Consider the following 26,616-nt stretch of genomic DNA (forward strand, 5'->3'; position numbering starts at 1 on the left):
TAGGCCATATTCAAGGGGTGACGTCAAGGGAAACTGCGCCGCGAAGGCAGGCAGAGGCACCGAGGACGCCGTGATGCATCGAAAAGGGCCTGCCTTCCAATTTCACGAAGCGTCTTTACACTTCGTAAGTGTTTCAGGAGAAAAGCCTTACGCTTGCCCAATTTGATTTGCAATTTTCGCGGCAGTGGCGAAATAGGTTTTCAATCGTTCATTCCGGGGATCCCATGAAGAAACTAATTTTGAGCTTGCTGTTGGTGGTCTCGATAGCCGACGCCGCCGCTGCCCAATCGACTATTACGCGCGATGGCTCGGCTAAGCTGATCGAATCCTATCGCGCCTATATTGGCAACGACGATCTCTATAATTCCAAGGGCGAGCGTCTGACGGCGCCCTGGCAGATCATCCGCCAGGACCGCGCCAACTATCACGCCTATCGCCGCCGTGACCGTGGCGACGAGGGCGACAGCTTCTTCTCACTGCCCTCCAATCGCCAGAAGCTGGAAGCCATGCTGGCAAACGGCAATATCGCCGACGATGCCGGGAACTATATCGTTCGCGGCAACGTCTGGATCAAGGTCGACATTTATGGCCGCGGCGATATCGGCGAATGGGTCGACGTGCACGTCCAGGATTGATCGATGTGATGAAGCCGCAACCTCATCATTGGTGCGACTTTCCCGATTAGTGACTGCCTGAGGTCTTTTTCCGACGGTTCCGCGCCATCATGTTCAGCACTTCGACCAGAGCGGAGAAGGCCATGGCGGCGTAGATGTAGCCCTTGGGAACATGCACGCCCATGCCTTCGGCGATCAGCGTCGTGCCGATCATCAACAGGAAGGCGAGCGCCAGCATGACGATGCTCGGGTTTTTCTCGATGAAATTGGCGAGCGGGTTGGCTGCGACCAGCATGACCGTAACAGCGGCGATGACCGCGACGAACATGATCGGCAGGTGCGGCGTCATGCCAACGGCGGTGATGATGCTGTCGATCGAGAAGACCAGATCGAGCAGCAGGATCTGGCCGATCGCCGAGGCGAAGGTCGTGGTGGTGGATTTGGCGATGAAATCCTCACCCTGTTCCTGCGGATCGACATTGTGATGGATCTCCTTCGTCGCCTTCCAGACAAGGAAGAGGCCGCCGCCAATGAGGATCATATCCTTCCAGGAGAAGCCTTGCCCGAAGATTTCGAAGATCGGCTGGGTGAGCTGGACGATCCAGGCGACGGTTCCGAGCAGCGCAAGACGCATGATAAGGGCGAGGCCGATACCGATCTTGCGGGCTCTGTCGCGATGTTCGGCCGGTAGCTTGTTGGTCAGGATCGAGATGAAGATGAGGTTGTCGATGCCGAGGACCACTTCCATGACGACGAGCGTGACGAGTGCCACCCACGCCCCCGGGTCCTGTATCAGCCCCACAATATCCATTGACGATGCCCCCTTTGATCAGCATTCGCCGATGCTGACCCCCAGCCCGGCCTCTTCAGAATGGCCGTAATGTAAGGAGTGTCATGGTTCGTACAAGCGGCGCCGCCATTTTCATGGCGGCGGCACATGTTCAGGCTTTCAGTGGTATCCAGATTTCCGTCACGCCTATGCCCGTGCGTCGATCGAAGCGGTCGTCATAGCGTTCCATCATGTCGGGGGTGCCGGCATGCTGTTGACCCGATTGCGGCAGCCATTCGCCGAAGATCTGATGCACCGTCGCGGAAATGCCGGAGATATGGCCGCGATGCGTGAAGATCGCGTAGCGCTGTTGCGGCAGTTTCGTCGTCACGAAGCCTTCGGGCAGGCCGTCCGCGGCGGAAACTTCGGCTGCCGACATGTAACGGAAGCTTTCGCTACCTTCTTCCGCCTGGGTGCAGACGCCATAGGCGACATTGCCGATCTGGCCGGGAATATGGCCGAAATACTGGTTGAATTTCTGCCAGAGCGAGGGGATGGCCTGTGTCGCCTCATAGGCATAGGTTTCCGCAAAGCCGGCAAGCAGCATTGCGGGATGAGCCTCGAAGCGCGGTGCCTCGAGCTTGGGAAGGCGGGTGTCGTCCATTCTGATCGGCTCCTGTAGAGCAAGGTTGCGAACGTGCCCCTGCTTGCGCAGATTTTCCGGCGTCATGCCGAACTGCTCGCGGAAGGCACGGGTGAAAGCCTCGTGCGAGCCGTAGCCGGCATCGAGGGCAACCTGGAGAATGGAGGAGGAGCCGTCGGTCAGGGCGAGAGCCGCTTCGCTGAGGCGGCGGCTCCGGATATAGCTGCTGATCGAGTGGCCCGTCGTCATGCCGAAGACGCGCGAAAGATGAAAGCGCGACAGCCCGGCCGTCTCGGCGATCTCGTCGAGCGAGATGTCGGATTTAAAATGGCTTTCGATAAACCATATCGCTCTGCCGATCGCGCTCATTTTCAACTCCCCTGGTTGCCGGGCCACTCATAGGCCTGTGGCGGTGGCGATGCTTGATCGCCATTGCGGAGTTGAATGACTACACGCCCGCGGACAGTAGGAGAGGCCTGATCGTCCTAATCCCTGCGATCCGGACCGTAGCCCGCCAGGAAAACCCGCACGGCGCCGCGCACGACATAGTCGATCTCTTCCTTCGACGGCGGCTCTTCCATGTCGCCGAAGAGCCGCAGCTTGAAATAGCCGCCGCTGGCCATTTCCAGGAAGTGGCGGGCAGCCATGTCGAAGTCGTCGATCTTGAGATGGCCGGCGGCAACCTGCCGTTCGAGGAAGCCGCGCAGCACCGTGCGCAGATTTTCCGGACCGGTGAAGAAGCGTTGACAGAGCGAAGGCATGCGTTCGCGCACACCGATGACCGTGCGCATGGCGCTGATGGTCTTTTCCGACGTGACGTGCGTGACGAAGACGATACCGAAATCATACAGCGAGGTGGTGACATCCGCTTCGTCTGAAAGGGCATTGCGCACAAGGTTGACGAAATGGGTGCGCTCGCTCTCCATCATGGCGGCGAACAGATCTTCCTTGTTGGCGAAATAGACGTAGAGAGTGCCCTTGGAAACGCCCGCCTCGCGGGTGACATCGTTCATGCTCGCCGCATCGAAGCCCATTTTCATAAAGACACGCTTGGCGCCTTCGAGAATCTGATGGCGCTTGGCAGGGTCTTCGCCGGCTGCCCAACGTCCACCGGAGCCCGGTGCGGGCGCGTTCAACACTGCGGCATTTTGGGATTCGTGTTTCATCGGCTCTTTCAATGTCTCCTTTACGCGATACTCGATCATTTTTTCTGAATCTTAAACAGATTCGCGAAATAAATCGAACCGCTCAGTTCGATGTCTCTTGATATGGAGTGAAAAAGGCTTTATGTCAATTGAACCGAACCGTTCGGTTCGATTAATTTGCCAGATTTTCGGTGGTAGGAAATGTCGTCAAGTCATGGAAACAATGTAGCGCGTATCGTGAACGAGCCCGCTGATGCGGAAGTAGAAGCCCGGGAAACCGGTGCGCCTGCCGAAGCTCCAGCGGCCGAAACGCGCAGCAATCCTGCCCCCGCCCAGGCTGCGCCTGCCGCTCCGGCCCCTGCGGCCCCACCGCCTTCGGAGAAGAAGCGGCGCAGCCTGGTTTTTCCCATCGTCATCGTCGCGGCACTCGCAGCCGGCGGCTGGTATGGCTATGACTGGTGGACGAACGGCCGCTTTATGGTCTCCACCGACGATGCCTATATCGGCGGCGATATCGCCACGATCTCGCCGAAGGTGACGGGCTATGTCGCCAAGGTAAACGTTGTGGCCAACCAGCAGGTCAAGGCCGGCGACGTGCTCGCAACGCTTGATGACGGCGACTACAAGCTGGCGCTTGGCCAGGCTCAGGCCTCGCTCGATACCGAACAGCTTTCGCTCCATACCATCGATGCACAAATCGCTGCCGGCCAGGCAGCCCTTGCCCAGTCGCAGGCACAGAAGGTTGCCCTGGAAGCCACGGTTCGCGGCGCCCAGATCACCCAGACGCGCGCTGCCGAACTGCAATCGAAGTCGGTCGGCACCACGGCCGCTTTGGACAGCGCCAATATCGCGCTTGATCAGGCCAAGGCCAATCTGGTCGGCGGCGACGCCGCCATCGCATCCGCGCAGGCCAATATCAACCTGCTGCAGGCTCAGCGCCGTCAGGCCGAGAGCACGATCAAGGGCCTGGAAGCCGCTCGTGACAAAGCCGCTCGCGACCTGTCCTTTACCGTACTGAAGGCGCCTTATGACGGCATCGTCGGCAATCGCTCGGTGCAGGAAGGCGATCTCGTCTCTCCCGGCCAGAAGCTGATGGCGATCGTACCGACCAAGCAGCTTTATATCGACGCGAATTTCAAGGAAACGCAGATCCAGCATCTGGTTCCCGGCTCCAAGGTCAATGTTCACGTCGATGCTTTCAGCGATCATCCGATCGTCGGCACCGTCGAGTCGATCTCGCCGGCTTCCGGCTCCGTTTTCTCGCTGCTGCCGCCGGAAAACGCGACGGGTAATTTCACCAAGATCATCCAGCGCGTGCCTGTCCGCATTGCATTGCCGCAGGATGCGCTCAATACCGGCCGTCTGCGCGCAGGCCTCAGCGTCGTTGTCGACGTCGATACCCGCACGGCGCCGGACAAGTAAACGATCGAGCTCGGGAGAGACGCGCCATGTCGTCCGCCAGCACTACAGCCGGGTCGCCCCCACGCGCGGCCGGCCCCGCCGCGCCCGCGGCTGATCATATCGAGCCGAGAAAGCTTATCGCCTTTCTGGCGATGGTGCTCGGCATGTTCATGTCGATCCTCGACATTCAGATCGTCTCGGCATCGCTCAGCGAAATCCAGGCAGGCCTCAGCGCCGGCTCGGATGAAATCGGCTGGGTCCAGACGGCCTATCTGATCGCCGAAGTCATCATGATCCCGCTGTCTGGAACGCTGGCACGCATTATTTCGACGCGCTACCTGTTCGCGATTTCGGCTGCCGGCTTTACAGCAGCGAGCGCGCTTGCCGCGACCGCCACCAACATCGATCAGATGATCATCTACCGCGCCCTGCAGGGCTTCATCGGCGGCGGCATGATCCCCTCGGTGTTTGCGGCGGCATTCACGATCTTCCCGCCGTCCAAGCGCAACGTCGTTTCGCCGATCATCGGCCTGATCGCCACGCTGGCGCCGACCATCGGCCCGACGGTCGGCGGTTATCTGTCCAACGCGTTTTCCTGGCATTGGCTGTTCCTGGTCAACATTCCACCCGGTATCATCGTTGCCATCGTCACTTGGAATTTCATCGATTTCGACAAGCCCGAGCTGGCGCTTTTCAAGAAGTTCGACTGGTGGGGCCTGATTTCGATGGGTGTTTTCCTCGGCGCGCTCGAATATGTGCTTGAGGAAGGCAATACGAACGACTGGTTCAACGACAATTATATCGTAGCCGGCGCCATCGCCTCCGCCATCGGTGCCGTGATCTTCTTCTACCGCGCGTTCACGGTCGATTTCCCCGTCGTCGATCTCAGGGCCTTCACGAACAAGAACTTCTCCTTCGGGTCTGTGTTCTCCTTCGTCATGGGCATCGGCCTCTACGGCCTGACCTATATCTATCCGCTCTATCTCGCGCGCATTCGCGGCTACGATTCGCTGCAGATCGGCGAAACGATGTTCGTCTCCGGCCTCACCATGTTCTTCACGGCGCCGCTGGCTGGCTTCCTGTCGAGCAAGGTCGATCTGCGCATCCTGATGATCATCGGCTTCACCAGCTTCTCGGCCGGCACCTACATCATGATGCACCTGACGGTGGACTGGGACTTCTGGGAGCTGCTCATCCCACAGATCCTGCGCGGTTTCGGCCTGATGCTGTGCATGGTGCCGATCAACAATATCGCGCTCGGAACCATGCCGCCCGCCCGCATGCGCGGTGCGTCCGGCCTGTTCAATCTGACGCGCAATCTCGGCGGGGCCGTCGGACTGGCGATCATCAACACGCTTTTGACGAACAGGCAGGACCAGCACTATTTCAACCTGCGCGACCATGTTCATTGGGGCAGCCATGCCGCCGTTACCCAATTGAACAACATGGCGGCCAGCTTCAATGCAGCGGGTCTGGACGGCGACCAGGCCGCCCTGAAGCAAATGGTCAACATGGCGACGCGGCAGGCGGTCGTCATGTCCTTCGGGGATATTTTCCTGATGCTGACCGTGCTGTTCCTCGCGATGATCCTCGGCGTTCTGATGATCAGCAAGCCGAATGCCGCAGGCGGCGGTGGCGGCGGAGGCCACTAATCCGGCTCTTATAATGCTCCCAAGGCATGGCCCCTCCTCGCGAGGGGCCTTTTTTTGTTTGTGGTATCGATTGGAAAAATTCACCGGTCCGAAATTTTTGATTTACGTACATCAAAAATCGCAGTAAGGCTTTCCGCAGGAGGAACCCATGAGACCGACTGTGCATGACATCGCCGCCGCTGCGGGCGTCAGCCTCGCCACGGTGGACCGCGTTTTGAACCAGCGTCCGGGTGTGCGGCTGGTAACGCGGGAGAAGGTGGAAGCCGCTATCCGGCAAATCGGCTATATCCGCGATGTCGCAGCTGCCAATCTGGCCAAGAGCCGGGTCTATCCTCTCGTTTTCATTGTGCCGACCGGCGACAATTCCTTCATGCACGGGCTGCGATTCGAAGTGCATCAGGCAACCTTGCGGGCTAGCATAGAGCGCACGGACATCCGCATCGTCGAGGTGCCACCATTCGATGTGCCGGCGCTGGTCGCGGCGCTGGACGCCTTGCAGGGGCAGGATATCGCCGGTGTCGCTCTCGTGGCAACCGACGGGCCGGAAGTCAGGGCCGCCGTCGACCGTCTCGTGTCGGAGCATATTCCCGTCATAACGCTGGTCTCGGATCTCACCGATTCCACCCGCCATCACTATGCGGGTATCGACAATATTGCCGCCGGACGGACTGCCGCACGGCTGCTCGGGCGCTTCCTTGGCGGTCGTGAAGGCGATCTTACCGTTCTCGCCGGCTCGATGCTGGTGCGCGACCATCGCGAGCGCCTGCAGGGCTTTTCCGCCGTGATGGCAGAAGAGTTTCCCAAGCTCCGGCTGCTGCCCGTGCTGGAAGGACGTGACGATCCCGAGCGGGCCAAATCGCTTGTCTCCAAGGCGCTGTCCGAAAACAGGGACATTATCGGCATCTACAGCCTCGGCGCCGGTAACCGCGGTCTGATAGCAGCGCTGAAGGCCGTACGGCCCGAGCGTGAGTTGACCGTGGTCGTGCACGAGCTGACGCGGCATACGCGGGCGGCATTGCTGGACGGCACGATCGACGCCGTCCTCAATCAGGATGCCGGCCATGAAGTGCGTAGCGCCATCCGCGTCATGAAGGCGACCGCCGACGGCCAGGCCGTGATTGCCGACCAGGAACGCATACGCCTCGACATTTTCTTGAAGGATAATCTGCCCTGAGCATTCGAACGCGGCAGAGCATAGGGAGTAATATCTGATGTATTTGGGTCTCGATCTCGGAACGTCCGGCGTCAAAGCGATGCTGATCGACGGCAATCAGAAGATCATCGGCTCCGCCAATGGCGGGCTCGACGTATCGCGTCCGCATCCCGGCTGGTCCGAGCAGGATCCGGCCCACTGGATCCGCGCGACCGAAGAGGCTGTGGCGGGATTGAAGGCCGCGCATCCGAAGGAGCTCGCGGCTGTGCGTGGCATCGGCCTTTCCGGCCAGATGCATGGCGCGACGCTGCTCGATGCCGACGACAGGGTATTGCGTCCCTGCATTCTCTGGAACGACACGCGCAGCTATCACGAGGCTGCCGCGCTTGACGCCGATCCGCGCTTCCGGGCGTTGACCGGTAATATCGTCTTCCCAGGATTTACGGCACCGAAGCTTGCTTGGATCGCCAAGCATGAGCCGGAAATTTTCGCCAGAGTGCGTTGGGTGCTGCTGCCGAAAGATTATCTGCGGCTTTGGCTTACCGGCGAGCACATGTCGGAAATGTCCGACTCGGCCGGTACGTCCTGGCTCGATACCGGCAAGCGCAAATGGTCCTCAGAGCTGCTGGCCGCGACCAATCTTGATGAGAAGCAGATGCCGACGCTGGTCGAGGGCACCGAAGTTGCCGGCAAGCTGCGCGGCAAGCTCGCCTCGAAATGGGGTATCGGCGGCGATGTCGTCGTTGCTGGCGGGGCAGGGGATAACGCAGCTTCGGCCTGCGGCATGGGCACGGTGAGCCATGGTGCGGCCTTCGTTTCGCTCGGGACGTCTGGGGTCCTCTTCGCCGCCAACGGCTCCTATCTGCCGAAGCCTGAAAGCGCTGTTCATGCCTTCTGCCATGCACTGCCCAACACCTGGCACCAGATGGGCGTCATTCTCTCGGCAACCGACGCGCTCAACTGGCATTCGCATGTGACCGGTAAATCCGCTGCCGAACTCACCACCGAGCTTGGCGAGACGCTGAAGGCGCCGACCAGCGTCACCTTCCTTCCTTATCTCTCGGGCGAGCGCACGCCGCACAACGACGCGACGATCCGCGGCGCCTTCATCGGTCTCGGCCATGAAAGCGGCCGCGCCGTGTTGACCCAGGCCGTGCTCGAAGGCGTGTCCTTCGCCATCCGCGACAATCTGGAAGCGCTGCGCTCCGCCGGCACGGATATTGCGCGCGTAACCGCTATCGGTGGCGGCTCGCGTTCGCGCTACTGGCTGGCCTCGATCGCGACCGCGCTCGGCGTGCCCGTCGACCTTCCGGCGGATGGCGATTTCGGCGCTGCTTTCGGTGCCGCCCGTCTTGGCCTGATTGCCGCGACGGGCGCCGATCCGGTCGCGGTCTGCACGCCGCCGCAGACGGCCGGCACGATCGATCCGGTCGCGTCGCTGACGGATGCTTATGCGGATGCCTACAAGCGCTACCGCGCGGTTTATCCGGCGATCAAGCTGCTGTCCGCGCACTGAAGCAGCGTGAAGGGCTAGCCCCTCATCCGCCCTCCTGAGCTTGTCGAAGGGCGGGCACCTTCTCCCCGACGGGGAGAAGGGGATGGCAGCAATCGTTGCCCATCCCTAACGTTTTGCTCGGCGAGGATACAGAGGTCGTCCCCTCTCCCCGCGAGCGGGGAGAGGGCTAGGGTGAGGGGCAGCACCGCATGAAAAGAACAAACGATACCGAAACACCAACCCAAGGAGATGAGACATGAGCACCGGATTTTTTGGTGATATCAGCAAGGTAAAATACGAAGGCCCGGACAGCACCAATCCGCTGGCCTTCCGATATTACAACAAGGACGAAGTCGTTGCCGGCAAGCGGATGGAAGACCATCTGCGTTTCGCCGTCGCCTACTGGCACACCTTCACCTGGCCGGGCGGCGATCCCTTTGGCGGCCAGACTTTCCTTCGCCCCTGGTTCAACGAGACGATGGAAGCCGCCAAGCTGAAGGCTGACGTTGCCTTCGAATTCTTCACCCTGCTCGGCGCTCCCTATTACTGCTTCCACGATGCCGACGTGCGTCCGGAAGGCAAGAATTTTGCCGAGAACACCAAGAACCTCAACGAGATCGTCGACTACTTCGCCAAGAAGCAGGCCGATACTGGCGTAAAGCTGCTCTGGGGCACGGCAAACCTCTTCTCCAACCGCCGTTTCATGTCGGGCGCCGCGACCAATCCTGATCCGGATGTCTTCGCCTTCTCGGCTGCGACCGTGAAGACCTGCCTCGACGCTACCCATAAGCTCGGCGGCGAAAACTACGTTCTCTGGGGCGGCCGCGAAGGCTACGAGACACTGCTCAACACTGACCTGAAGCGTGAGCTGGATCAGTTGGGCCGCTTCCTCAATCTCGTCGTCGAATATAAGCACAAGATCGGCTTCAAGGGCACGATCCTCATCGAGCCGAAGCCGCAGGAGCCGACCAAGCACCAGTATGACTACGACGTCGCCACGGTTTACGGCTTCCTCAAGAAGTACGGCCTCGAAAACGAAGTGAAGGTCAATATCGAGCAGGGCCATGCGATCCTCGCCGGCCATTCCTTCGAGCATGAGCTCGCGCTTGCCAATGCGCTCGGCATTTTCGGCTCGATCGACATGAATCGCAACGACTACCAGTCCGGCTGGGATACCGACCAGTTCCCGAACAACGTTCCGGAAATGACGCTGGCCTATTATCAGGTGCTGGCAGGCGGCGGCTTCAAGTCCGGCGGCACGAACTTCGACGCCAAGCTGCGCCGTCAGTCGCTCGACCCGGAAGATCTGCTCATCGGCCATATCGGCGGCATGGATTGCTGCGCCCGCGGCCTGAAGGCTGCTGCCAAGATGATCGAGGACAAGGCGCTCTCCAAGCCGCTCGCCGACCGTTACGCCGGCTGGGATTCGGCCGAAGGCCAGAAGCTGCTGCGCGGTGAATATTCGCTCGATCAGATCGCTCAGTGGGTCGAAACCAAGGACGTCAACCCGCAGCCGAAGTCCGGCAAGCAGGAACTGCTGGAAAACATCGTCAATCGCTACGTTTGATCGACAGCTTCGGGAGGCGGTAGTTCATCGCCTCCCGATTTCAGCCGAAACGCGCGGCTGGAAATGGCTATAGGGTTTCCCGAGGGATCTTTGGCATTGGCGAAGACATAGCCGTCGGCCCGATGCAAGGGGCCGAACTCCAGTCCCTCCTCCGCACACTTAGTGCGGAAAGCTTCGACATGCTCGACGTCGAAGACCAGCTTGACCAGCACCTGGCCCATTTTCTGCGCCTTGCCCGCGGGATGGATCAGCAGGTTGGCGCCGCCATCCTGCGCGAGCAGCTCAACAATCCGATCGCCCTTCAGATGGAGCGGCTTGAACCCGAAATGCTTCTCGTAAAAGCTGACCGTCGCTCCGACATCCCGGACATAGAGGATGATTCTGCCGAGCGGCATCGTTGTGTCCACCTATTATCGCCGGAGGCGCGGCGGTGGGGAGACCGAATTTCGCACCACGAGATCCGGCCGCAACAGGATCTCCGTCTCGGGCGGCTCTCCATCCGAAAGCAGTTCGAGCAAAAGCGCCATCGCATGCTTGCCGATGGCAGTGCGCGGCTGCCGGATCGTCGTCAGCGACGGCGTCATGAAGACGGCTTGCGGGACGTCGTCGAAGCCGGTCACCGAAAAATCCTCGGGGATATCGTAGCCCCGCGTCTTCAGGCCGATCATCACGCCGATCGCGGTCTGGTCGTTGACGCACATGAAGGCTGTCGGCAGCGTGTCGCGCATGAAGAGCTGCTCGACCGCGAGCCGACCGCTCTCGATGGTGCCATCGCCTTCAAGCACGATGCGCAGGTCGTGGCCGATGCCGGCCGCATCCAGCCCGGCCTCGTAGCCCATGCGCCGCCTGCTGTAGGCGAGGCGGGTGCGGGAATCGCCGATGAAGGCGATCTTGCGGTGGCCCTCGGCAATCAGCAGGTCGATGGCCTTGCGAGCGCCGGCAATATCGTCGACGCCGACATAGGGAATGCCGCCGTTGAAGACCGGCTCGAAAACGCCGACGCTCGGCGGCAGCCGCGCCGTCATCGTCTGATGGCCGAAAGGCAGGATGCCGGTGAAGAGGATCAGACCCGCCGCCTGGTTTGAATTGAGGAACTTGAGATATTCCAGGCCACGCTGCGCGTCGTTCTGCGTGTGTCCGATCAGGATGCCGTAACCGTGCGAACGCGCCTCGTTTTCCAGGCCGATCAGGATATTCGAGAAATTGGGATCGCCGATATCGGGCGCCACGACCAGAATCATGTTCGAGCGGCCGAGTCTGAGGCTGCGCGCCATGGCATTGGTGGTATAACCGGTGACGGCGATAGCCTGGTTGACTTTCAGCCGCGTCGAATTGGCGACTTTCTCCGGTGTATGGATGGCCCGCGAAACCGTTGCTATCGAAACATTGGCAATTCGGGCGACGTCTTCGATAGTTGCGGGCGTGGAATTCGACACTGCGCTCTGCCTTGGGTCTCGTCTCGGGCTGGAGACTACACAGACTTACCTGGAGGTCAAAGGTAACCGCGAAATTTTGTACGATATCCAACGATGTAAACCTTTACACGGTGTATGTAAAGGTTTACATACCGTGGAAAGCGGGTGGGACCGCAGGGAGGATGCAATGGGTTCGGAAACCGTCGACGGTGCGGTCGTGCTGTCTGCGAGAGGGATTTCCAAGGCCTTCAGTGGCGTACAAGTGCTGTTCAGCGTCAACTTCGATCTTCGGGCGGGCGAAATCCATGCGCTCATGGGCGAAAACGGCGCCGGAAAGTCGACGCTCGTCAAGGTCCTGTCCGGCTTCGAGCAGCCGACCTCCGGTGAGATTTTGCTCGATGGCAAGCCGGTAAAGCTGCCGCCGAACGGTGCAGCGGAAGCGCTCGGTATCGTCATCATCCATCAGGAATTCAATCTCGCTGAGCATCTGACCGTTACCGAGAGCCTGTTTCTCGGGCGTGAAGTTACACGGCTCGGTGTGCTCGATCGCAAGCATATGCGTGCCGAAACGCGGCGCGTGCTCGATCTCCTCGGCTCGCATGTCGACGAGAATGCCGTGATCAGCTCGCTTTCCATTGCCGACAAGCAGATGGTGGAAATCGCCAAGGCGATCAGCCGCGATGCGCGCATCGTCTTCATGGACGAGCCGACCGCCGTCCTGTCGCGGGAAGAAACCAATTTCCTGTTCAAGCAGGTGCGCAAGCTGCGCGACCAGGGAACAAGCTTCGTCTTCGTGTCCCATAAGCTCGATGAGGTCATGGAGCTGACGGATCGGGTCACGGTCTTGCGCGACGGCCAATGGGTGAAGACCTCGCCGACCTCGCTGCTCGATGGCGAATCGATCGCCCAGCTGATGGTCGGGCGCGAGCTTTCCAGCCTCTATCCGGCCAAGAACGAGCCTGATGTCGACGAGAAGGTCGTGCTCAACGTTGCCTCGGTTTCCACCGGCTACGTCCACGATGCGAGCTTTGAGCTGCGCAAGGGCGAAATACTGGGCTTTTCCGGCATGATCGGCTCGGGACGCACGGAGCTGATGGAAGCGATTGTCGGCCTCCGCTCGCGTGCCGCCGGCGAGGTCGTCGCCAACGGCCAAACGGTGTCGCCGCATGATGTGCATGCAGCCATCGATGCCGGGCTTGCCTATATGACCAAGGATCGGAAATCGAAGGGCCTGCTTCTGAATTCGGGCATGGTCGTCAATCTGACCCTGCAGTCGCTCGACCGGCACGGCAAGTTCGGCTATCTGAGCGCCTCCAGCGAAGCCGATGCGCTGACGCGGGCGCGCCGCCGTTTTGATATACGTGTGCGTGACGGAAACATCGTTGCCGGCCGCATGTCCGGCGGCAACCAGCAGAAGCTGCTTTTGGCGAAGATCATGGAGACCGAGCCGCAGATCATCATTATCGACGAGCCGACGCGCGGCATCGATGTGGGGACGAAGCAGCAGATCTATCATTTCATTTCCGCGCTGGCGCGCGACGGCCATTCGATCATCGTGATCTCCTCGGAAATGCCCGAGGTCATCGGGCTCTGCACGCGGGTTGCCGTGATGCGCGAAGGCCGGATCGTCGGCGTGCTCGAAGGCGAAGAGATCACCGAGCAGGAAATCATGCGTTATGCGGCGGGCCTGAAGAAAAAGACGGCTGCCTGAAAGGGCGGCGGAGAGCAGGGCGAATTCCCAGCAATCATGGGACGGGAGGTTGGTTTTGGTTATGAGCGTGGGTGAAGACAGCAGCGGCAAGACAGGCCGGCGCGGACGTTCCTGGCGGGATGTCGATCTTAGGGCGGTTGCGCCGTTTGCGGCACTGGTGCTGCTTCTGATCGTGGGCGCACTGGTCAACCCGAACTTCATCGGCATCACCAATCTCACCAATGTCGCGACGAGATGCGCCTTCATTGCCATCATCGCGGTCGGTGCCACTTTCGTCATTTCGTCCGGCGATCTCGATCTGTCCGTCGGCGCGATGGTCGCCTTCGTCGCCAGCCTGATGATCCTCTTCATGAATTCGGGCGTCATTGCCGATCCCTCTATGATGCTGGCGGCGGCGGTGTTGTTTTCGATCGTTGCCGGCCTGCTATGCGGCCTTGCCAACGGGTTGATTACAACCATGGGCAAGATCGAGCCGTTCATCGCGACGCTCGGCACCATGGGCGTCTATCGCGGCCTGACGACGTGGCTGTCGCAGGGCGGTGCCATCACCTTGCGACCGGCGGATATTCAGGCACTCTACAAGCCTGCCTATTATGGCACCGTGCTGGGCGTCCCGGTGCCGATTTTGGTCATCCTCGTCGTCACCGGCATTGCGGCCTTCATTCTCTATCGCACCCGTTATGGGCGGCATGTGATTGCGGTCGGCTCGAACCGTGACGTTGCCCGCTATTCCGGCGTGGCGGTCAATCGCGTGCGAACCATCGCCTTCATCATCCAGGGCTTTTGCGTTGCCATCGCTGTGCTTCTCTATGTGCCGCGGCTCGGTTCGACATCGGCGACGACGGGCAACCTGTGGGAATTGCAGGCGATCACCGCCGTGGTCGTCGGTGGCACGGCGCTGAAAGGCGGCGCGGGCAGGGTATGGGGCACGATCTGCGGCGCGTTCATCCTCGAACTCGTCGGCAATATCATGCTGCTTTCCAATTTCATCAGCGAGTACCTGCTGAGCGCCATCCAGGGTGCGATCATCATCATCGCCATGCTGGTTCAGCGTTCGCTTGCCCGCAAATAGTGAATAACCGGGTCAGGGGGCGCCCGGTCGTCATGCTAAGGCCCTGTCTCTATCTGGGAGGAAGAAACATGCGAAAAAGACTAATAGGCTTGGCTGTCGTGATGGCGGCTCTGGCCGGCACCGTACATGCCGCCGACAAGAAGGTGACGATCGGCGTCTCCATTCCGGCCGCCGACCACGGCTGGACCTCGGGCGTGGTCTTCCATGCCGAGCGCGTCGCCAAGCTCTTGATGGCGGAACATCCGGGGCTCAACGTCATCGTCAAGACCTCACCTGACGCGGCGAGCCAGGCAAACGCCGTGCAGGACCTCGAGACGCAGGGTATCGACGCACTCGTGATCCTGCCGTCGGATCCGGATCCGCTCGTCAACGCCATCAAGCAAGTCAAGGACAAGGGCAAGTTCGTGGCGCTCGTCGACCGTGCGCCGAGCAACAACGATAATTCCGTCCGTGACCTCTATGTCGCCGGCAACAATCCGGCGCTTGGCCAGGTTGCGGGCGAATACATCAAGAAGAACACGCCGGATGCACAGGTCGTCGTCATCCGCGGTCTGCCGATCCCGATCGATCAGCAGCGCCAGGACGGTTTCGACAAGGGTATCGCCGGCTCGAACGTCAAGGTTCTCGACCGCCAGTATGGCAACTGGAATCGCGACGACGCCTTCAAGGTCATGCAGGATTACTTGACCAAATTCCCGAAGATCGATGTCGTCTGGTGTCAGGATGACGACATGGCCGTCGGCGTTCTGCAGGCGATCGAGCAGGCCAAGCGTACCGATATCAAGTATATCGTGGCCGGCGCCGGTTCGAAGGACATGATCAAGAAGGTTATGGATGGCGACAAGCTGATCCCGGTCGACGTGCTCTATCCGCCGGCAATGGTCGGCACCGCCATGGAGCTGACGGCCGCCAACTTCTACGACCAGGTTCCGGTTCGCGGCAACTACATCCTGGATGCGACGCTCGTCACTAAGGATAATGCCAAGGACTTCTACTTCCCCGATTCACCGTTCTGATCGGTTCTTCGGTTCATCTTCAAGGGCGCCCGCCGGTTTCGGCGGGCGTTTTTTAAGTGTTCCGTCAACCCTCGCTTTGTGGCGGATGGAAATTTTGGGGCACGTACCTCTTGCCGTCTGCACCATGCCATGATTAGGTCACGGGGCATTCGACTTTCAGCCCGACGACCCTATAGTTTTGGGAGGCTACGGCATCAAAGCCGCCTCGGATATGGGTCCGAAAGGCATCGGAAACGTTTACAGAACGCGATTAGGGAGGAATTACAGATGAAGACGATCAAGGGACCAGGCCTGTTTCTCGGTCAGTTCGCCGGCGATGCGGCACCGTTCAACTCTTGGGATTCGATCACGAAATGGGCCGCCGATGCCGGCTATATCGGCGTGCAGGTTCCGACCTGGGCAAGCCAGCTCATCGACCTGAAGAAGGCAGCTTCCTCGAAGGATTATTGCGATGAATTCGCCGGTGTCGCCCGCGCCAACGGCGTCGAAGTCACTGAGCTTTCCACCCATCTTCAGGGCCAGCTCGTCGCCGTGCATCCGGCCTATGACGAAGCCTTTGACGGTTTTGCTGCGCCGGAAGTGCGTGGGAATCCGAAGGCTCGCCAGGAATGGGCCGTCGAGCAGGTGAAGATGGCGCTGACGGCGTCGAAGCATCTCGGCATCAAGGCGCACGCGACTTTCTCGGGCGCGCTCGCCTGGCCCTTCATCTATCCCTGGCCGCAGCGCCCGGCCGGCCTCGTCGAAACCGCCTTCGATGAGCTTGCCCGCCGCTGGACGCCGATCCTCAACCATGCCGACGAAAACGGCGTCGACGTCTGCTACGAGATCCATCCGGGCGAAGATCTGCATGACGGCATCACCTTCGAGATGTTCCTGGAGCGCGTGAAGAACCATCCACGCGCCAACATGCTCTACGATCCCTCGCATTACGTCCTGCAGTGCCTCGATTATCTCGAGAACATCGATATCTACAAGGACCGCATCAAGATGTTCCACGTCAAGGATGCGGAGTTCAATCCGACCGGACGTCAGGGTGTCTATGGCGGCTACCAGGGCTGGGTCGAGCGTGCCGGCCGCTTCCGTTCGCTCGGCGACGGCCAAGTCGATTTCGGCGCCGTCTTCTCGAAAATGACCGCCAATAATTTCGACGGCTGGGCCGTGGTCGAATGGGAATGCGCGCTGAAGCATCCCGAAGACGGCGCCCGCGAAGGCTCCGAATTCGTCAAAGCGCACATCATCCGCGTCACGGAAAAGGCCTTCGACGATTTCGCCGGCAGCGGCACGGACCAGGCGGCGAACCGGCGCATGCTGGGGCTTTGATCAAGCCCCTTCGCCCCGCAGATGCGAGGAGAAGGTGGACTCAAACGATTGAGCGGAGCGAAATCGTTTGAGGACGGATGAGGGGCCCTCTCGCTATTTTCACCAATTCGGAGCTTGCAGAAGGCTCGGCCCCACACCCTAGCCCTCTCCCCGCAGGCGGGGGAGAGGGGACGATTGCGGCAGGCAATCGCGTTCAAACAATTCCATTCTCAGGAGGACAAAATGGCAATCGAAGGATCATCGGAACAGACGCGGGAGCCGCGCATCCGGCTCGGCATGGTGGGCGGCGGCGCTGGCGCATTCATCGGCGCGGTGCATCGCATCGCCGCGCGCATCGACGACCAGTTCGATCTTGTGGCCGGCGCGCTCTCGTCTTCGCCGGAAAAGGCTCAAGCTTCCGGCCGCGATCTCGGTCTCGATCCCTCGCGCACCTATTCCAGCTATCGTGACATGGCGATCCGCGAAGCCAAGCTGAAGAACGGCATCGAAGCCGTTTCGATCGTTACGCCGAACCATGTCCATTATGACGCCGCCAAGGAATTCCTGCGCCGCGGCATCCATGTCATCTGCGACAAGCCGCTGACCTCGAACCTTGCCGACGCCAAGAAGCTGAAGAAGGTGGCCGACGAGAGCGGCGCGCTCTTCATCCTCACGCATAACTACACCGGCTATCCGATGATACGCCAGGCGCGCGAGATGATCGAGAATGGCGAGCTCGGCGATATCCGTATCGTGCAGGCGGAATATCCGCAGGATTGGCTGACGGAAAATATCGAGCAGTCCGGTCAGAAGCAGGCCGCGTGGCGCACCGATCCCTCGCAGTCCGGCGCCGGCGGCTCGACGGGCGATATCGGCACCCATGCCTATAACCTCGCTTCCTTCGTTACCGGGCTGGAGCTTGACAGTCTTGCCGCCGATCTCGACAGCTTCGTCGAGGGACGTCGTCTCGACGATAACGGCCATGTGCTGCTACGCTTCAAGGCGAAGGGCAAGGAAAAGCCCGCGAAGGGCATGCTCTGGTGCAGCCAGGTGGCGCCGGGCCATGAGAATGGCCTGAAGCTCCGCGTCTACGGTACTAAGGGCGGCATCGAGTGGACGCAGGCCGATCCGAACTATCTCTGGTACACGCCGTTCGGCGACCAGAAGCGCTTGATTACCCGCAATGGTGCCGGTTCGGGTGCTGCGGCAGCCCGCGTCTCGCGCATCCCTTCGGGGCATCCGGAAGGCTATCTGGAAGCCTTTGCCACCATCTATACCGAGGCTGCGCGTGCCATCAATGCCCGCAAGAAGGGCGTCGCTGTCGATCCGGCTGTGATCTATCCGACCGTTGATGATGGTGTGAAGGGTGTGGCTTTCGTCGAGGCTTGTGTCGCCTCGTCCAAGCGCAAAGGCGCCTGGGTCAAGCTCTAAGCTTCACGCGAGGTCCGAGGCGGTGAACCCGCCTCGGACCTGCTTGTTTAAGCGGCAGCTTCCTGCTTGCGCTTCGTCAGCGCGTCGACGCTCAGCGGGCCGCCGCCGGCGCTGGCGAGAAACAGGAAGATGAAGCAGAAGAGGATGGCTGAGACGCCGCCATTCTGCGCGGGATAAAAGCTCTTCGGCGCGTGAGCCAGGAAATAAGCGAAGGCCATCAGGCCTGACAGGATGAACGAAGCAATACGCGTCTGAAAGCCGATCAGGACGAGGAAGCCGAGGGTCAGTTCCAGAAGGCCGGCGATCCAGGACAGCGATCCAACGGCGGGCACATTTTCGGCCGCCGGGAAATGCAGCACTTTCTGCGTTCCGTAGCTGAAGAGCACAAGCGAGGCGACGATGCGCAGGAGGCTCAGCAGATGAGGGTGGAGGGCGTGGATCGCAGGGAGCATTTGTGTCCTTTCGTTATCAAGTTTGGATACTACCCTCAATTGATCCCAAGCCGAAAGACAAGTCACGACTGTTGACATTGCTGTTATCCAGCCGTGCGAAGAGTGTTGCCGCCGCCGGCGAAAATTCTGAGAAACCCTTAGCCGGCTCGGTTTACAGGTACCTGCAACGTTGCAGTTTTCCACTGTGGCCCCTGTACTTTGAGGGGCGGGTTGGCTAAACCGCAGCCAACGAAGCCAAAACAGACGGGATTTTCATCATGATCGATCCGAAGCTTCTTGCCGATCGCTTCCCCGGCGATTTCACATTCGGCGTTGCCACCGCCGCCTTCCAGATCGAAGGCGCCACCAAGGCCGACGGCCGCAAGCCGTCCATATGGGATGCTTTCGCCAACATGCCCGGCCGCGTCTATCAGCGCGATAATGGCGACGTTGCCTGCGATCACTATAACCGGCTGGAACAGGATCTCGATCTGATCAAGGAGATGGGCGTCGAGGCCTATCGCTTCTCGATCGCCTGGCCGCGCATCATTCCCGATGGCACCGGCCCGGTAAACGAAGCCGGCCTCGATTTCTATGATCGTCTGGTCGATGGCTGCAAGGCGCGGGGGATCAAGACCTTTGCGACGCTCTACCATTGGGATCTGCCGCTGGCGCTTGCCGGCGATGGCGGCTGGACGGCGCGCTCGACGGCGCATGCCTTCCAGCGCTATGCCAAGACCGTCATGGCCCGTCTCGGCGACCGTCTGGATTCTGTCGCCACCTTCAACGAGCCCTGGTGCATCGTCTGGCTGAGCCATCTTTATGGCATTCATGCGCCGGGCGAGCGCAATATGCAGGCTGCCCTTTACGCCATGCACTATATGAACCTTGCGCATGGTCTCGGCGTCGAGGCGATCCGCTCCGTCGCGCCGAAGGTGCCTGTCGGCATCGTACTCAATGCCGCTTCGATCCTGCCGGGCTCCGATCGTCCGGAAGATCTGGCCGCGGTCGAGCGTGCGCATCAGTTCCACAACGGCGCCTTCTTCGATCCGATCTTCAAAGGCGAATATCCGAAGGAGTTCGTCGAGGCGCTCGGCGATCGCATGCCCGTCATCGAGGACGGCGATCTCAAGACCATTAACCAGAAGCTCGATTGGTGGGGTTTGAACTATTATATGCCGATGCGCGTCTCCGATGATGCCTCCAAGAGCGGCGATTTCCCCTGGACGAAGGAAGCACCGCCGGTCAGTGACGTAAGGACGGATATCGGTTGGGAGGTTTATTCGCCCGGCCTGAAGCATGTCGTTGAGGACCTCAACAAGCGCTACGAGCTGCCGGAGTGCTACATCACCGAGAACGGCGCCTGCTACAACATGGGCGTCGTCAATGGCGAGATCGATGACCAGCCGCGTCTCGACTACTATATCGAGCATCTCGGCGTCGTCGCCGATCTCATCAAGGACGGCTATCCGATGCGCGGCTATTTCGCCTGGAGTCTGATGGACAATTTCGAATGGGCGGAGGGCTACCGCATGCGTTTCGGCCTCGTCCATGTCGATTACGAGACACAGGTGCGCACGATCAAGAAGAGCGGCAAGTGGTACAGGGAGCTTGCCTCGCAGTTTCCAAGGGGCAATCACAAAGCGGTTTGATGCGCTTCGGCCCTTGAGGGGAGGTATCTGTCGCCCGAATCGGCGAGGCCTGATAGACATCTCGCATGACCCAGCGGCCGATTTCCCTTTATGCGCTTTGCGGCAGCCAGCGGCGCGCTTCGACCAGCCGCAGGCTGCTGGAGGCGCTGCAGCTCGCCTGCCCCGAAGGCATCACCATTGCGATTTGCGATCTGATCGGCGACCTGCCGGTCTTCAATCCGGATAATGAGGGTGAGCGAACTCCAGTTATCGTTGAGAGATTTGCGGCCGAGATCCGCAAGGCAGACGGTTTGATCGTCGCTTGTCCGGAATATGCCCATGGCATACCCGGCGGCTTCAAGAACGCGCTGGACTGGCTGGTGTCGCGTGACGAGGTGCCGTTCAAGCCGCTGATGTTTGCTCACGCGTCACATCGCGGCGATCTCGTATTGGCACAGCTCACCGATGTCTTGCAGACCATGTCGCTGCATATCGTTGAAGACGCTTTCTTGCGTCTGCCGGTTGCTGGCAAGAGCGATGAGATACAGGCCGCAATGCTACTGCAGGCGCGCGAAAGCGGCCTTTTCTCCGCAAGTCTCAGCCGCTTCGCGCAAGCGATAGCCACCAAGGCATGAATTCTTCCGGTTTCGGCAGATCTACAACTCTTTCCTGTAGGAATCTCCAATTCGCCTTAACCGTTTATTGAAGACCTGACGGCAGACTTCTTCGCCAAGGAGAAAAGGCGTTGGGAGCAGCTTTCAGTTCATTGCGCGAAAATACACAGATCGGTCGTCATTCCATCGTGACGGCCGTTTTGGTTTGCTTTGCATTGATCGTTGCCGTCGTGACCTTGATGGTTCTTACTGCGATCGGCCGCGTCGCCGATTATTCCAACAAGTTGGATGACGAGCGCTCCTGGGAGACGACCGTCGGTGCACTGAAGACTTTTCAGGGGCAATTGGAAGCGACGCTGCACGACCACTCCGCCCGCAATGACGCGGTGCGAAGCATTTACGGAACGGACACTCAAGGCTGGATCGCCGGCAATTACGGCGACATTTCCTCCAATGGTGCGCTGTTCGATACTGCCGTCATCGTCGACGACAACAACAAGCCGATCGTTGCTTATCATGACGGTGAACCATTGACTGGCAACATCGAGGAGGTCCTTGGAACCGCGGTCTGGGCGCTCGTCGATCAGGCGCGCGCGACACGTGTGACCGGGGTGCCGGAAGCCTCGAGCTATATCATGACCAGGGATGGTATCGCGGTGGCCGGTGCCGCGACGATCCGCGAAAGATCCGGTCGCATTCCGGTGCCAGAAGGGCATCGGCGCTATCTGATCCTCGTCCGCTACCTCGATGCCGGCCGGATCAAGATGCTCTCCAATACCTATGTCATCAGCGGCTTGAGGCTGGTGCCGCCGGAAACCGTGGCCCGCTATGCCGTCTCCATCGTCGATCCGCTCGGAAAGTCGCTGGGGCGGCTGGTGTGGAGCTCACGCCAGCCGGGGGACATGAGCTATCAGCAGGTCCGCCCGCTGGTTCTCGGAGCGCTCGGTCTGGTGGGTCTGTTCTTCGTTGTGCTTTTGATCCTGGGATTGATGGCGGGGCGCCGGCTGCGGGCGGAAGAGGTCCAGGCACGTCAGGTTTCTCTTCGAGACCGGCTGAGCGGGCTCCTCAACCGCGAGGGATTGCGGCTCGATGTGGATCGCCTGGTCGAGCGGGCGCGCTCCGACGGCACCAATGTCCTGCTTCTCTACCTCGACCTCGATGGCTTCAAGGAAATCAACGACGCCTATGGGCATGGCACCGGCGATCAGCTGATCCGCGCGGTAGCCGCCGGGCTCAAAGTACTCGTGCCGCCGCAGGCGGCCTTGGCGCGCCTTGGTGGCGACGAGTTCGCCATCGCCTTCCCGACGAAGGAGCTCAATGACGCTCCGGCTTTGCGGTTGGCCGAGCAGATCCTGGATTTCCTTGCCGAACCGCTGGAAATCGGCCGCCGGGTGGTCGTCGTCGGCGCCAGTATCGGCATCGCAAGCTCGCCCGAGGGCCGCATTGATCGTGAGGAACTGGTGCGCCGTGCCGATCTTGCCATGTACAAGGCCAAGGAAGCCGGCCGTGCTCGCATGACCTGCTACGAGACAGCCATGGATGCGCATCGCGAGGAGCGTAATGCGCTGGAGCTCGATCTGCGTCGCGCGATCGAGTTGGAGGAACTGACGCTCGCCTATCAGCCGCTGGTCGATGCATCGAGCTGCGAGATGATCGGCGTCGAGGCGCTGGTGCGGTGGAACCGTCCCGGCCACGGGCCGATTTCGCCGGAGGCCTTCATTCCGATCGCCGAAACCAGCGGCCTGATCGAGGCATTGGGTCTGCTCGTCCTGCGCAAGGCCTGCGAGGCGGCAAGACACTGGCCGGATCTGCGTGTCGCCGTCAACGTTTCGCCGGGCCAGTTCCGAAATCCCGCCTTCGCCGATTATGTCCGCAACGTGCTTAACAGTACCGAAATCGAAGCCGAGCGTGTGACGCTGGAAATCACCGAAGGCTACATCATTCAAAATCCCGAGCGTACCCGTCAGTCGATCGAGCGGTTGAAGAGGCTCGGCGTCAAGGTGGCGCTCGACGATTTCGGCTCTGGTTTCTCCTCTATCGGCTATCTGCGTCAGTTCGGTTTCGACCGCATCAAGATCGATCGCTCGCTGACCATGAATGTGCTGGAAGACAACCGCGCCCGCGAAATGGTGAAGGCGACCGTGGCGCTGGCGCGTTCGCTCGATATTCCCGTTACAGCCGAAGGCATCGAATCCGAGGCGCAGGGAAGGGCACTGGAAGACTTTGGTTGCGACGAGCTACAGGGCTACTTCTACGGCAAGCCCATGCCGGACGCCGAGATCAGCAAGCGGCTTGCGGTGCAGATGGCAACCGCGTTGGACGAAGAGCACGCCGCCGCCTGATACGCGTGGAGCATTCCCCAGGAAAGGTCGCAGCACAGTTCCTCCGAAAATGCTTTAGCCGATATGCTCGTGTCCACGCTTGCGGGCGAGCGCGATCTGGCGCTGCCTTTCGCGGTAACGCTCGCGATCCTCTTCGCTGCGCTCATGATAGCAATGGCTGCAGGAGACGCCGGCCTCGTAAAAGGGCGAGGTCACCTCTTCCGATGTAATGGGATTGCGGCAGGCGTGGCAGAGCTTGTGATTGCCCTCTTTCAGGCCATGCTCAACAGAGACGCGCTCGTCGAAGACGAAGCATGCACCTTCCCACAGGCTTTCTTCCGCCGGCACTTCCTCAAGATATTTCAGGATGCCGCCCTTGAGATGGTAGACCTCGTCGAAGCCCTGCTGCTTCATGAAGGCGGTTGCCTTCTCGCAACGGATGCCGCCGGTGCAGTACATGGCGATTTTCGGCTTATTGTGCAGGCCGGTATTGTCGCGCACCCATTCCGGAAACTCGCGGAAGGTTTTGGTCTTCGGGTCGACCGCGCCCTTGAAGACGCCGATGGCGGTCTCGTAGTCGTTGCGCGTATCGATGACGATGGTGTCGGGGTCGGAGATCAACGCGTTCCAGTCCTTCGGCGCGACATAGGTGCCGACGACCTTGGTGGGATCGATATCCTCGACGCCCATGGTGACGATCTCTTTCTTCAGCTTCACCTTCATGCGCACGAACGGCATTTTCGACGCCCGGCTTTCCTTGTGTTCGAGCCCGGCAAATTCCGGCTGGGCGTGCAGGAAGGCGAGCACGGCGCCGATGGCGGCATCCGTGCCGGCGATCGTGCCGTTGATCCCTTCATGCGCCAGCAGCAGCGTGCCCTTGACGCCCTTTTCCTCGCAGAGCGCAAACAGAGGCTCGCGCAGGCTTTCGAAGCGCGGGAAGGAAACGAAATGATAGAGCGCGGCAACGAGGAATGCGCCGGTCGCGTCGCGCCGTGGATCTGGAAGCATGTCGGTCATGCCGGTGAAATACAATTTTGTGAGCTTTCAGGCAATCGGGATTTGCGCCGCAGCCCGCGCCTTCGCCATTCTGCCCGATCGGTGTCACCTACGACGTCAAAGGAAGGCATTCCAAGATGAGCTTATCGTGCAATTGGCGCATCATCCTTGATGTCGTCGGCAAACCTGCGCATGAGCCGCACAAGGTCCTCGATATCCTGCTCATCCCATTTGGCGAAAATGGACCGAGCGATCCTCTCGCGCGCCTCATCGATGCGGTCGGTCATCATCTTTCCTTGTTCGGTAATGACGGCCTCGCGAAGGCGGCGGTCGACCGCGTTCTCCTGCCGGCTGATCAGTCCAAGCCCCTCCATCTTCGCAACCTGACGGCTGACGGTGGTGTAGTCGCGCCCAACGCGATCGGCCAGTTCGACGACGCCGATGGGGCCGAGCCGTTCCACCAAAACCAACAGGGAAAACAGTGCGCGGTCGAGGGAGATGCCCGCCTCCTTGATCATCGCCTCATCGCGCTGTGGCCGGTTCATGACGCCGACGATTTCGACCAGCGCGCTATGGAGTTCGCGTAACCGACCGCTGATATGTGTATTTTGCAAGCTTTTCGTTGACACTGCATCGCCCTTCTTTTAATATGTGCATATTACACATATGGAGATGGAAATGACAGAGCAATTTGCAGCAGATGTGCTGATTTGCGGTGCGGGCGCGGCCGGCCTGGCATTGGCGATCGATTTGGCAAGACGAGGGATTTCCTTCCGCCTGATCGAGAAAATGGACGAGCCTTTCCGTGGTTCGCGCGGCAAGGGTATCCAGCCGCGAACCCAGGAAATCTTCGAGGATCTCGGCATTCTCGACCGGATCGTCGCGGCCGGCGGCCTCTATCCGCCCGAGCGGCGATATCGCGACGACGGCAGTTTTACCGAGTCCGACATCGCCGAGCATGAGGACCCGACACCGGCAGAACCGTATCATCTGCCGCTGATGATACCGCAATTCCTGACCGAAAAGGTGATGCGCGAGAGGTTGCTTGAGCTTGGCCATAGGCCGCAATTCGGCTGCGAACTGGTTGGTTTCGAGCAGGACCCGAGCGGCGTGACGGCGCGTCTCTCGGGCAAGGCTGGAGAGGAAACTCTCCGGGTGCGCTGGCTCGTCGGCGCCGATGGCGGCCGCAGTTTCGTTCGCCATGCCCTTGGTATCGACTTTCCGGGCAAGACCCTCGGCGTTCGCGCCATCGTGGCCGATGTCATTTTGACCGGTCTCACGCGCGATGCCTGGCATCGCTTCAATGACGGCGACATGTCGCGGCAGATCATGTTCTGCCCGCTCGCCGGGACCGAGATGTTCCAGATACAGGGGCCGATCCCTCTTGACGGTGATATCGACCTCTCTGCCGAAGGGCTCGAAGCCATGGTGGCGGAGCGCACCAAGCGCGACGATATCCATATCCAATCGGTGTCGTGGTCGTCGGCCTACACCATGAATGCGCGTCTGGCCGATCGATACCGTGTCGGCCGCGTGTTTCTCATCGGTGATGCCGCCCATATTCATCCACCGACCGGCGGCCAGGGTCTCAATACCAGCGTGCAGGATGCCTATAATCTCGGATGGAAGCTGGCTGCGGCCGCCAATGGAGCCGACGATAAGCTGCTCGACAGCTATGAAGAGGAGCGTCAGCCTATCGCGGCAGCGATGCTCGGTCTGTCGACAAGGCTTCTCGATGCCCAGAAACAGGGCAATATGCGGCGCGGTCGCGAGGTGCGTCAGCTCGATATAGGTTATCCTTCGTCCTCGCTCGCACTCGAAACGCTCGGGCGCAGCGGTCGCCTGTCCGCCGGCGACCGAGCCCCGGACGCGCCGATCCGCGGCGTTGCCGGCCAGCCGAAACGGCTGTTCGATCTGTTCCGAGGCGCGCATTGGACATTGCTCGGCTATGGGGTGCAGCGGGGATCGGTGCCGCCGCGCGCGGGCCTGCATATTCATACTTTCGGCGCGTCAGGCGACATGGTCGACACCGAGGGCTATCTTCGCGACATCTACGCTCTCTCCTCCGGCGAATGGGTGCTCGTGCGGCCGGACGGATATATCGGCGCGATCGCTGCGGCCGACGACATCGCGATGCTGGAAAGCTATTTCGCGCAAGTGGGACTCGGTTTGACGAATGCGTGGCGTGCCTAAACAACGCCCGGGTCATGCCGATTGAGCTGTCTGAGCCGGGCGCGTGG

General features: G+C 60.5%; 23 protein-coding genes. 15 read left to right on the forward strand and 8 right to left on the reverse strand.

What is annotated here, in order from left to right; genetic code table 11:
* Positions 1-224 precede the first annotated feature (224 nt).
* The gene (locus AC13QE_RS23375) at positions 225-635 is read left to right on the forward strand and encodes a hypothetical protein (RefSeq protein ID WP_488485461.1); all 411 of its coding nucleotides are present in this window, start codon (positions 225-227) and stop codon (positions 633-635) included.
* Between the two features lie 46 nt (positions 636-681).
* Here the strand turns inward: AC13QE_RS23375 and AC13QE_RS23380 are convergent, their stop codons facing one another.
* The 3 genes from AC13QE_RS23380 to AC13QE_RS23390 all read right to left on the reverse strand — a co-directional run bounded on the left by AC13QE_RS23380 (position 682) and on the right by AC13QE_RS23390 (position 3,192).
* Entirely contained in the window at positions 682-1,425 is a 744-nt protein-coding gene (locus tag AC13QE_RS23380; RefSeq protein ID WP_488485462.1) for a TerC family protein, read from the reverse strand.
* A 130-nt stretch (positions 1,426-1,555) separates the two neighbouring features.
* Entirely contained in the window at positions 1,556-2,395 is an 840-nt protein-coding gene (locus AC13QE_RS23385) for a GyrI-like domain-containing protein (protein WP_488485463.1), read from the reverse strand.
* 116 nt (positions 2,396-2,511) lie between these two features.
* The gene (locus AC13QE_RS23390) at positions 2,512-3,192 is read right to left on the reverse strand and encodes a TetR/AcrR family transcriptional regulator (RefSeq protein WP_459462366.1); all 681 of its coding nucleotides are present in this window, start codon (positions 3,190-3,192) and stop codon (positions 2,512-2,514) included.
* Between the two features lie 180 nt (positions 3,193-3,372).
* Here AC13QE_RS23390 and AC13QE_RS23395 point away from each other — a divergent pair, with 180 nt between their 5' ends.
* The 5 genes from AC13QE_RS23395 to xylA all read left to right on the forward strand — a co-directional run bounded on the left by AC13QE_RS23395 (position 3,373) and on the right by xylA (position 10,439).
* Entirely contained in the window at positions 3,373-4,593 is a 1,221-nt protein-coding gene (locus AC13QE_RS23395) for an HlyD family secretion protein (protein WP_488485464.1), read from the forward strand.
* 26 nt (positions 4,594-4,619) lie between these two features.
* Entirely contained in the window at positions 4,620-6,224 is a 1,605-nt protein-coding gene (locus AC13QE_RS23400; protein ID WP_488485465.1) for a DHA2 family efflux MFS transporter permease subunit, read from the forward strand.
* 148 nt (positions 6,225-6,372) lie between these two features.
* Positions 6,373-7,398 carry a LacI family DNA-binding transcriptional regulator gene (locus tag AC13QE_RS23405; protein ID WP_488485466.1) on the forward strand — a complete coding sequence of 342 codons (1,026 nt, stop codon included), beginning with the start codon at positions 6,373-6,375 and terminating at the stop codon, positions 7,396-7,398.
* Positions 7,399-7,435: 37 nt separating this feature from the next.
* Positions 7,436-8,893: a xylulokinase gene (gene xylB, locus AC13QE_RS23410; RefSeq protein WP_488485467.1), complete on the forward strand. Its 1,458-nt coding sequence runs from the start codon at positions 7,436-7,438 to the stop codon at positions 8,891-8,893.
* Between the two features lie 235 nt (positions 8,894-9,128).
* On the forward strand, positions 9,129-10,439 hold the full coding sequence (gene xylA, locus AC13QE_RS23415; RefSeq protein WP_015341171.1) for a xylose isomerase: 1,311 nt from the start codon (positions 9,129-9,131) through the stop codon (positions 10,437-10,439).
* On the opposite strand, the gene AC13QE_RS23420 is transcribed toward xylA, so the two are convergent.
* Together AC13QE_RS23420 and AC13QE_RS23425 are read right to left on the reverse strand one after the other, a co-directional pair.
* Positions 10,430-10,834 carry a VOC family protein gene (locus AC13QE_RS23420; RefSeq protein ID WP_488485468.1) on the reverse strand — a complete coding sequence of 135 codons (405 nt, stop codon included), beginning with the start codon at positions 10,832-10,834 and terminating at the stop codon, positions 10,430-10,432. The two genes, xylA and AC13QE_RS23420, sit on opposite strands and share 10 nt — an antisense overlap.
* A gap of 15 nt (positions 10,835-10,849) precedes the next feature.
* Entirely contained in the window at positions 10,850-11,875 is a 1,026-nt protein-coding gene (locus AC13QE_RS23425) for a LacI family DNA-binding transcriptional regulator (protein ID WP_488485469.1), read from the reverse strand.
* 166 nt (positions 11,876-12,041) lie between these two features.
* Here AC13QE_RS23425 and AC13QE_RS23430 point away from each other — a divergent pair, with 166 nt between their 5' ends.
* From AC13QE_RS23430 to AC13QE_RS23450, 5 genes are all read left to right on the forward strand, one after another.
* Positions 12,042-13,565 carry a sugar ABC transporter ATP-binding protein gene (locus AC13QE_RS23430; RefSeq protein WP_488485470.1) on the forward strand — a complete coding sequence of 508 codons (1,524 nt, stop codon included), beginning with the start codon at positions 12,042-12,044 and terminating at the stop codon, positions 13,563-13,565.
* Positions 13,566-13,626: 61 nt separating this feature from the next.
* On the forward strand, positions 13,627-14,637 hold the full coding sequence (locus AC13QE_RS23435; protein ID WP_488485471.1) for an ABC transporter permease: 1,011 nt from the start codon (positions 13,627-13,629) through the stop codon (positions 14,635-14,637).
* A gap of 68 nt (positions 14,638-14,705) precedes the next feature.
* Positions 14,706-15,653, forward strand: coding sequence for a substrate-binding domain-containing protein (locus tag AC13QE_RS23440; RefSeq protein WP_488485472.1), 948 nt, complete (start codon positions 14,706-14,708; stop codon positions 15,651-15,653).
* 267 nt (positions 15,654-15,920) lie between these two features.
* On the forward strand, positions 15,921-16,973 hold the full coding sequence (locus AC13QE_RS23445) for a sugar phosphate isomerase/epimerase family protein (protein WP_015341165.1): 1,053 nt from the start codon (positions 15,921-15,923) through the stop codon (positions 16,971-16,973).
* A 222-nt stretch (positions 16,974-17,195) separates the two neighbouring features.
* Positions 17,196-18,383 carry a Gfo/Idh/MocA family protein gene (locus AC13QE_RS23450; RefSeq protein ID WP_488485473.1) on the forward strand — a complete coding sequence of 396 codons (1,188 nt, stop codon included), beginning with the start codon at positions 17,196-17,198 and terminating at the stop codon, positions 18,381-18,383.
* A gap of 47 nt (positions 18,384-18,430) precedes the next feature.
* Here the strand turns inward: AC13QE_RS23450 and AC13QE_RS23455 are convergent, their stop codons facing one another.
* Positions 18,431-18,835 carry a DoxX family protein gene (locus AC13QE_RS23455; protein WP_132717592.1) on the reverse strand — a complete coding sequence of 135 codons (405 nt, stop codon included), beginning with the start codon at positions 18,833-18,835 and terminating at the stop codon, positions 18,431-18,433.
* A gap of 257 nt (positions 18,836-19,092) precedes the next feature.
* Between AC13QE_RS23455 and AC13QE_RS23460 the strand changes: the two genes are divergently transcribed.
* From AC13QE_RS23460 to AC13QE_RS23470, 3 genes are all read left to right on the forward strand, one after another.
* Positions 19,093-20,466: a GH1 family beta-glucosidase gene (locus tag AC13QE_RS23460; RefSeq protein ID WP_488485474.1), complete on the forward strand. Its 1,374-nt coding sequence runs from the start codon at positions 19,093-19,095 to the stop codon at positions 20,464-20,466.
* Positions 20,467-20,531: 65 nt separating this feature from the next.
* On the forward strand, positions 20,532-21,080 hold the full coding sequence (locus tag AC13QE_RS23465) for an NADPH-dependent FMN reductase (protein ID WP_488485475.1): 549 nt from the start codon (positions 20,532-20,534) through the stop codon (positions 21,078-21,080).
* A gap of 110 nt (positions 21,081-21,190) precedes the next feature.
* Positions 21,191-23,401 carry a putative bifunctional diguanylate cyclase/phosphodiesterase gene (locus AC13QE_RS23470; RefSeq protein WP_488485476.1) on the forward strand — a complete coding sequence of 737 codons (2,211 nt, stop codon included), beginning with the start codon at positions 21,191-21,193 and terminating at the stop codon, positions 23,399-23,401.
* A gap of 54 nt (positions 23,402-23,455) precedes the next feature.
* Here the strand turns inward: AC13QE_RS23470 and trhO are convergent, their stop codons facing one another.
* Positions 23,456-24,397 (reverse strand): oxygen-dependent tRNA uridine(34) hydroxylase TrhO, encoded by a 942-nt coding sequence (gene trhO / locus AC13QE_RS23475; RefSeq protein ID WP_488485477.1) that lies wholly within the window; start codon positions 24,395-24,397, stop codon positions 23,456-23,458.
* Between the two features lie 122 nt (positions 24,398-24,519).
* Positions 24,520-25,005, reverse strand: a complete 486-nt coding sequence (locus AC13QE_RS23480; protein ID WP_488485478.1) for a MarR family winged helix-turn-helix transcriptional regulator — start codon at positions 25,003-25,005, stop codon at positions 24,520-24,522.
* A gap of 49 nt (positions 25,006-25,054) precedes the next feature.
* On the opposite strand from AC13QE_RS23480, the gene AC13QE_RS23485 reads away from it, so the two are divergent.
* Complete coding sequence (locus AC13QE_RS23485) at positions 25,055-26,569, forward strand: FAD-dependent oxidoreductase (RefSeq protein ID WP_488485479.1); 1,515 nt, start codon at positions 25,055-25,057, stop codon at positions 26,567-26,569.
* The last annotated feature ends 47 nt before the right edge of the window (positions 26,570-26,616 follow it).

It is taken from the genome of Martinezella sp. CNPSo 3957, from assembly GCF_057784395.1.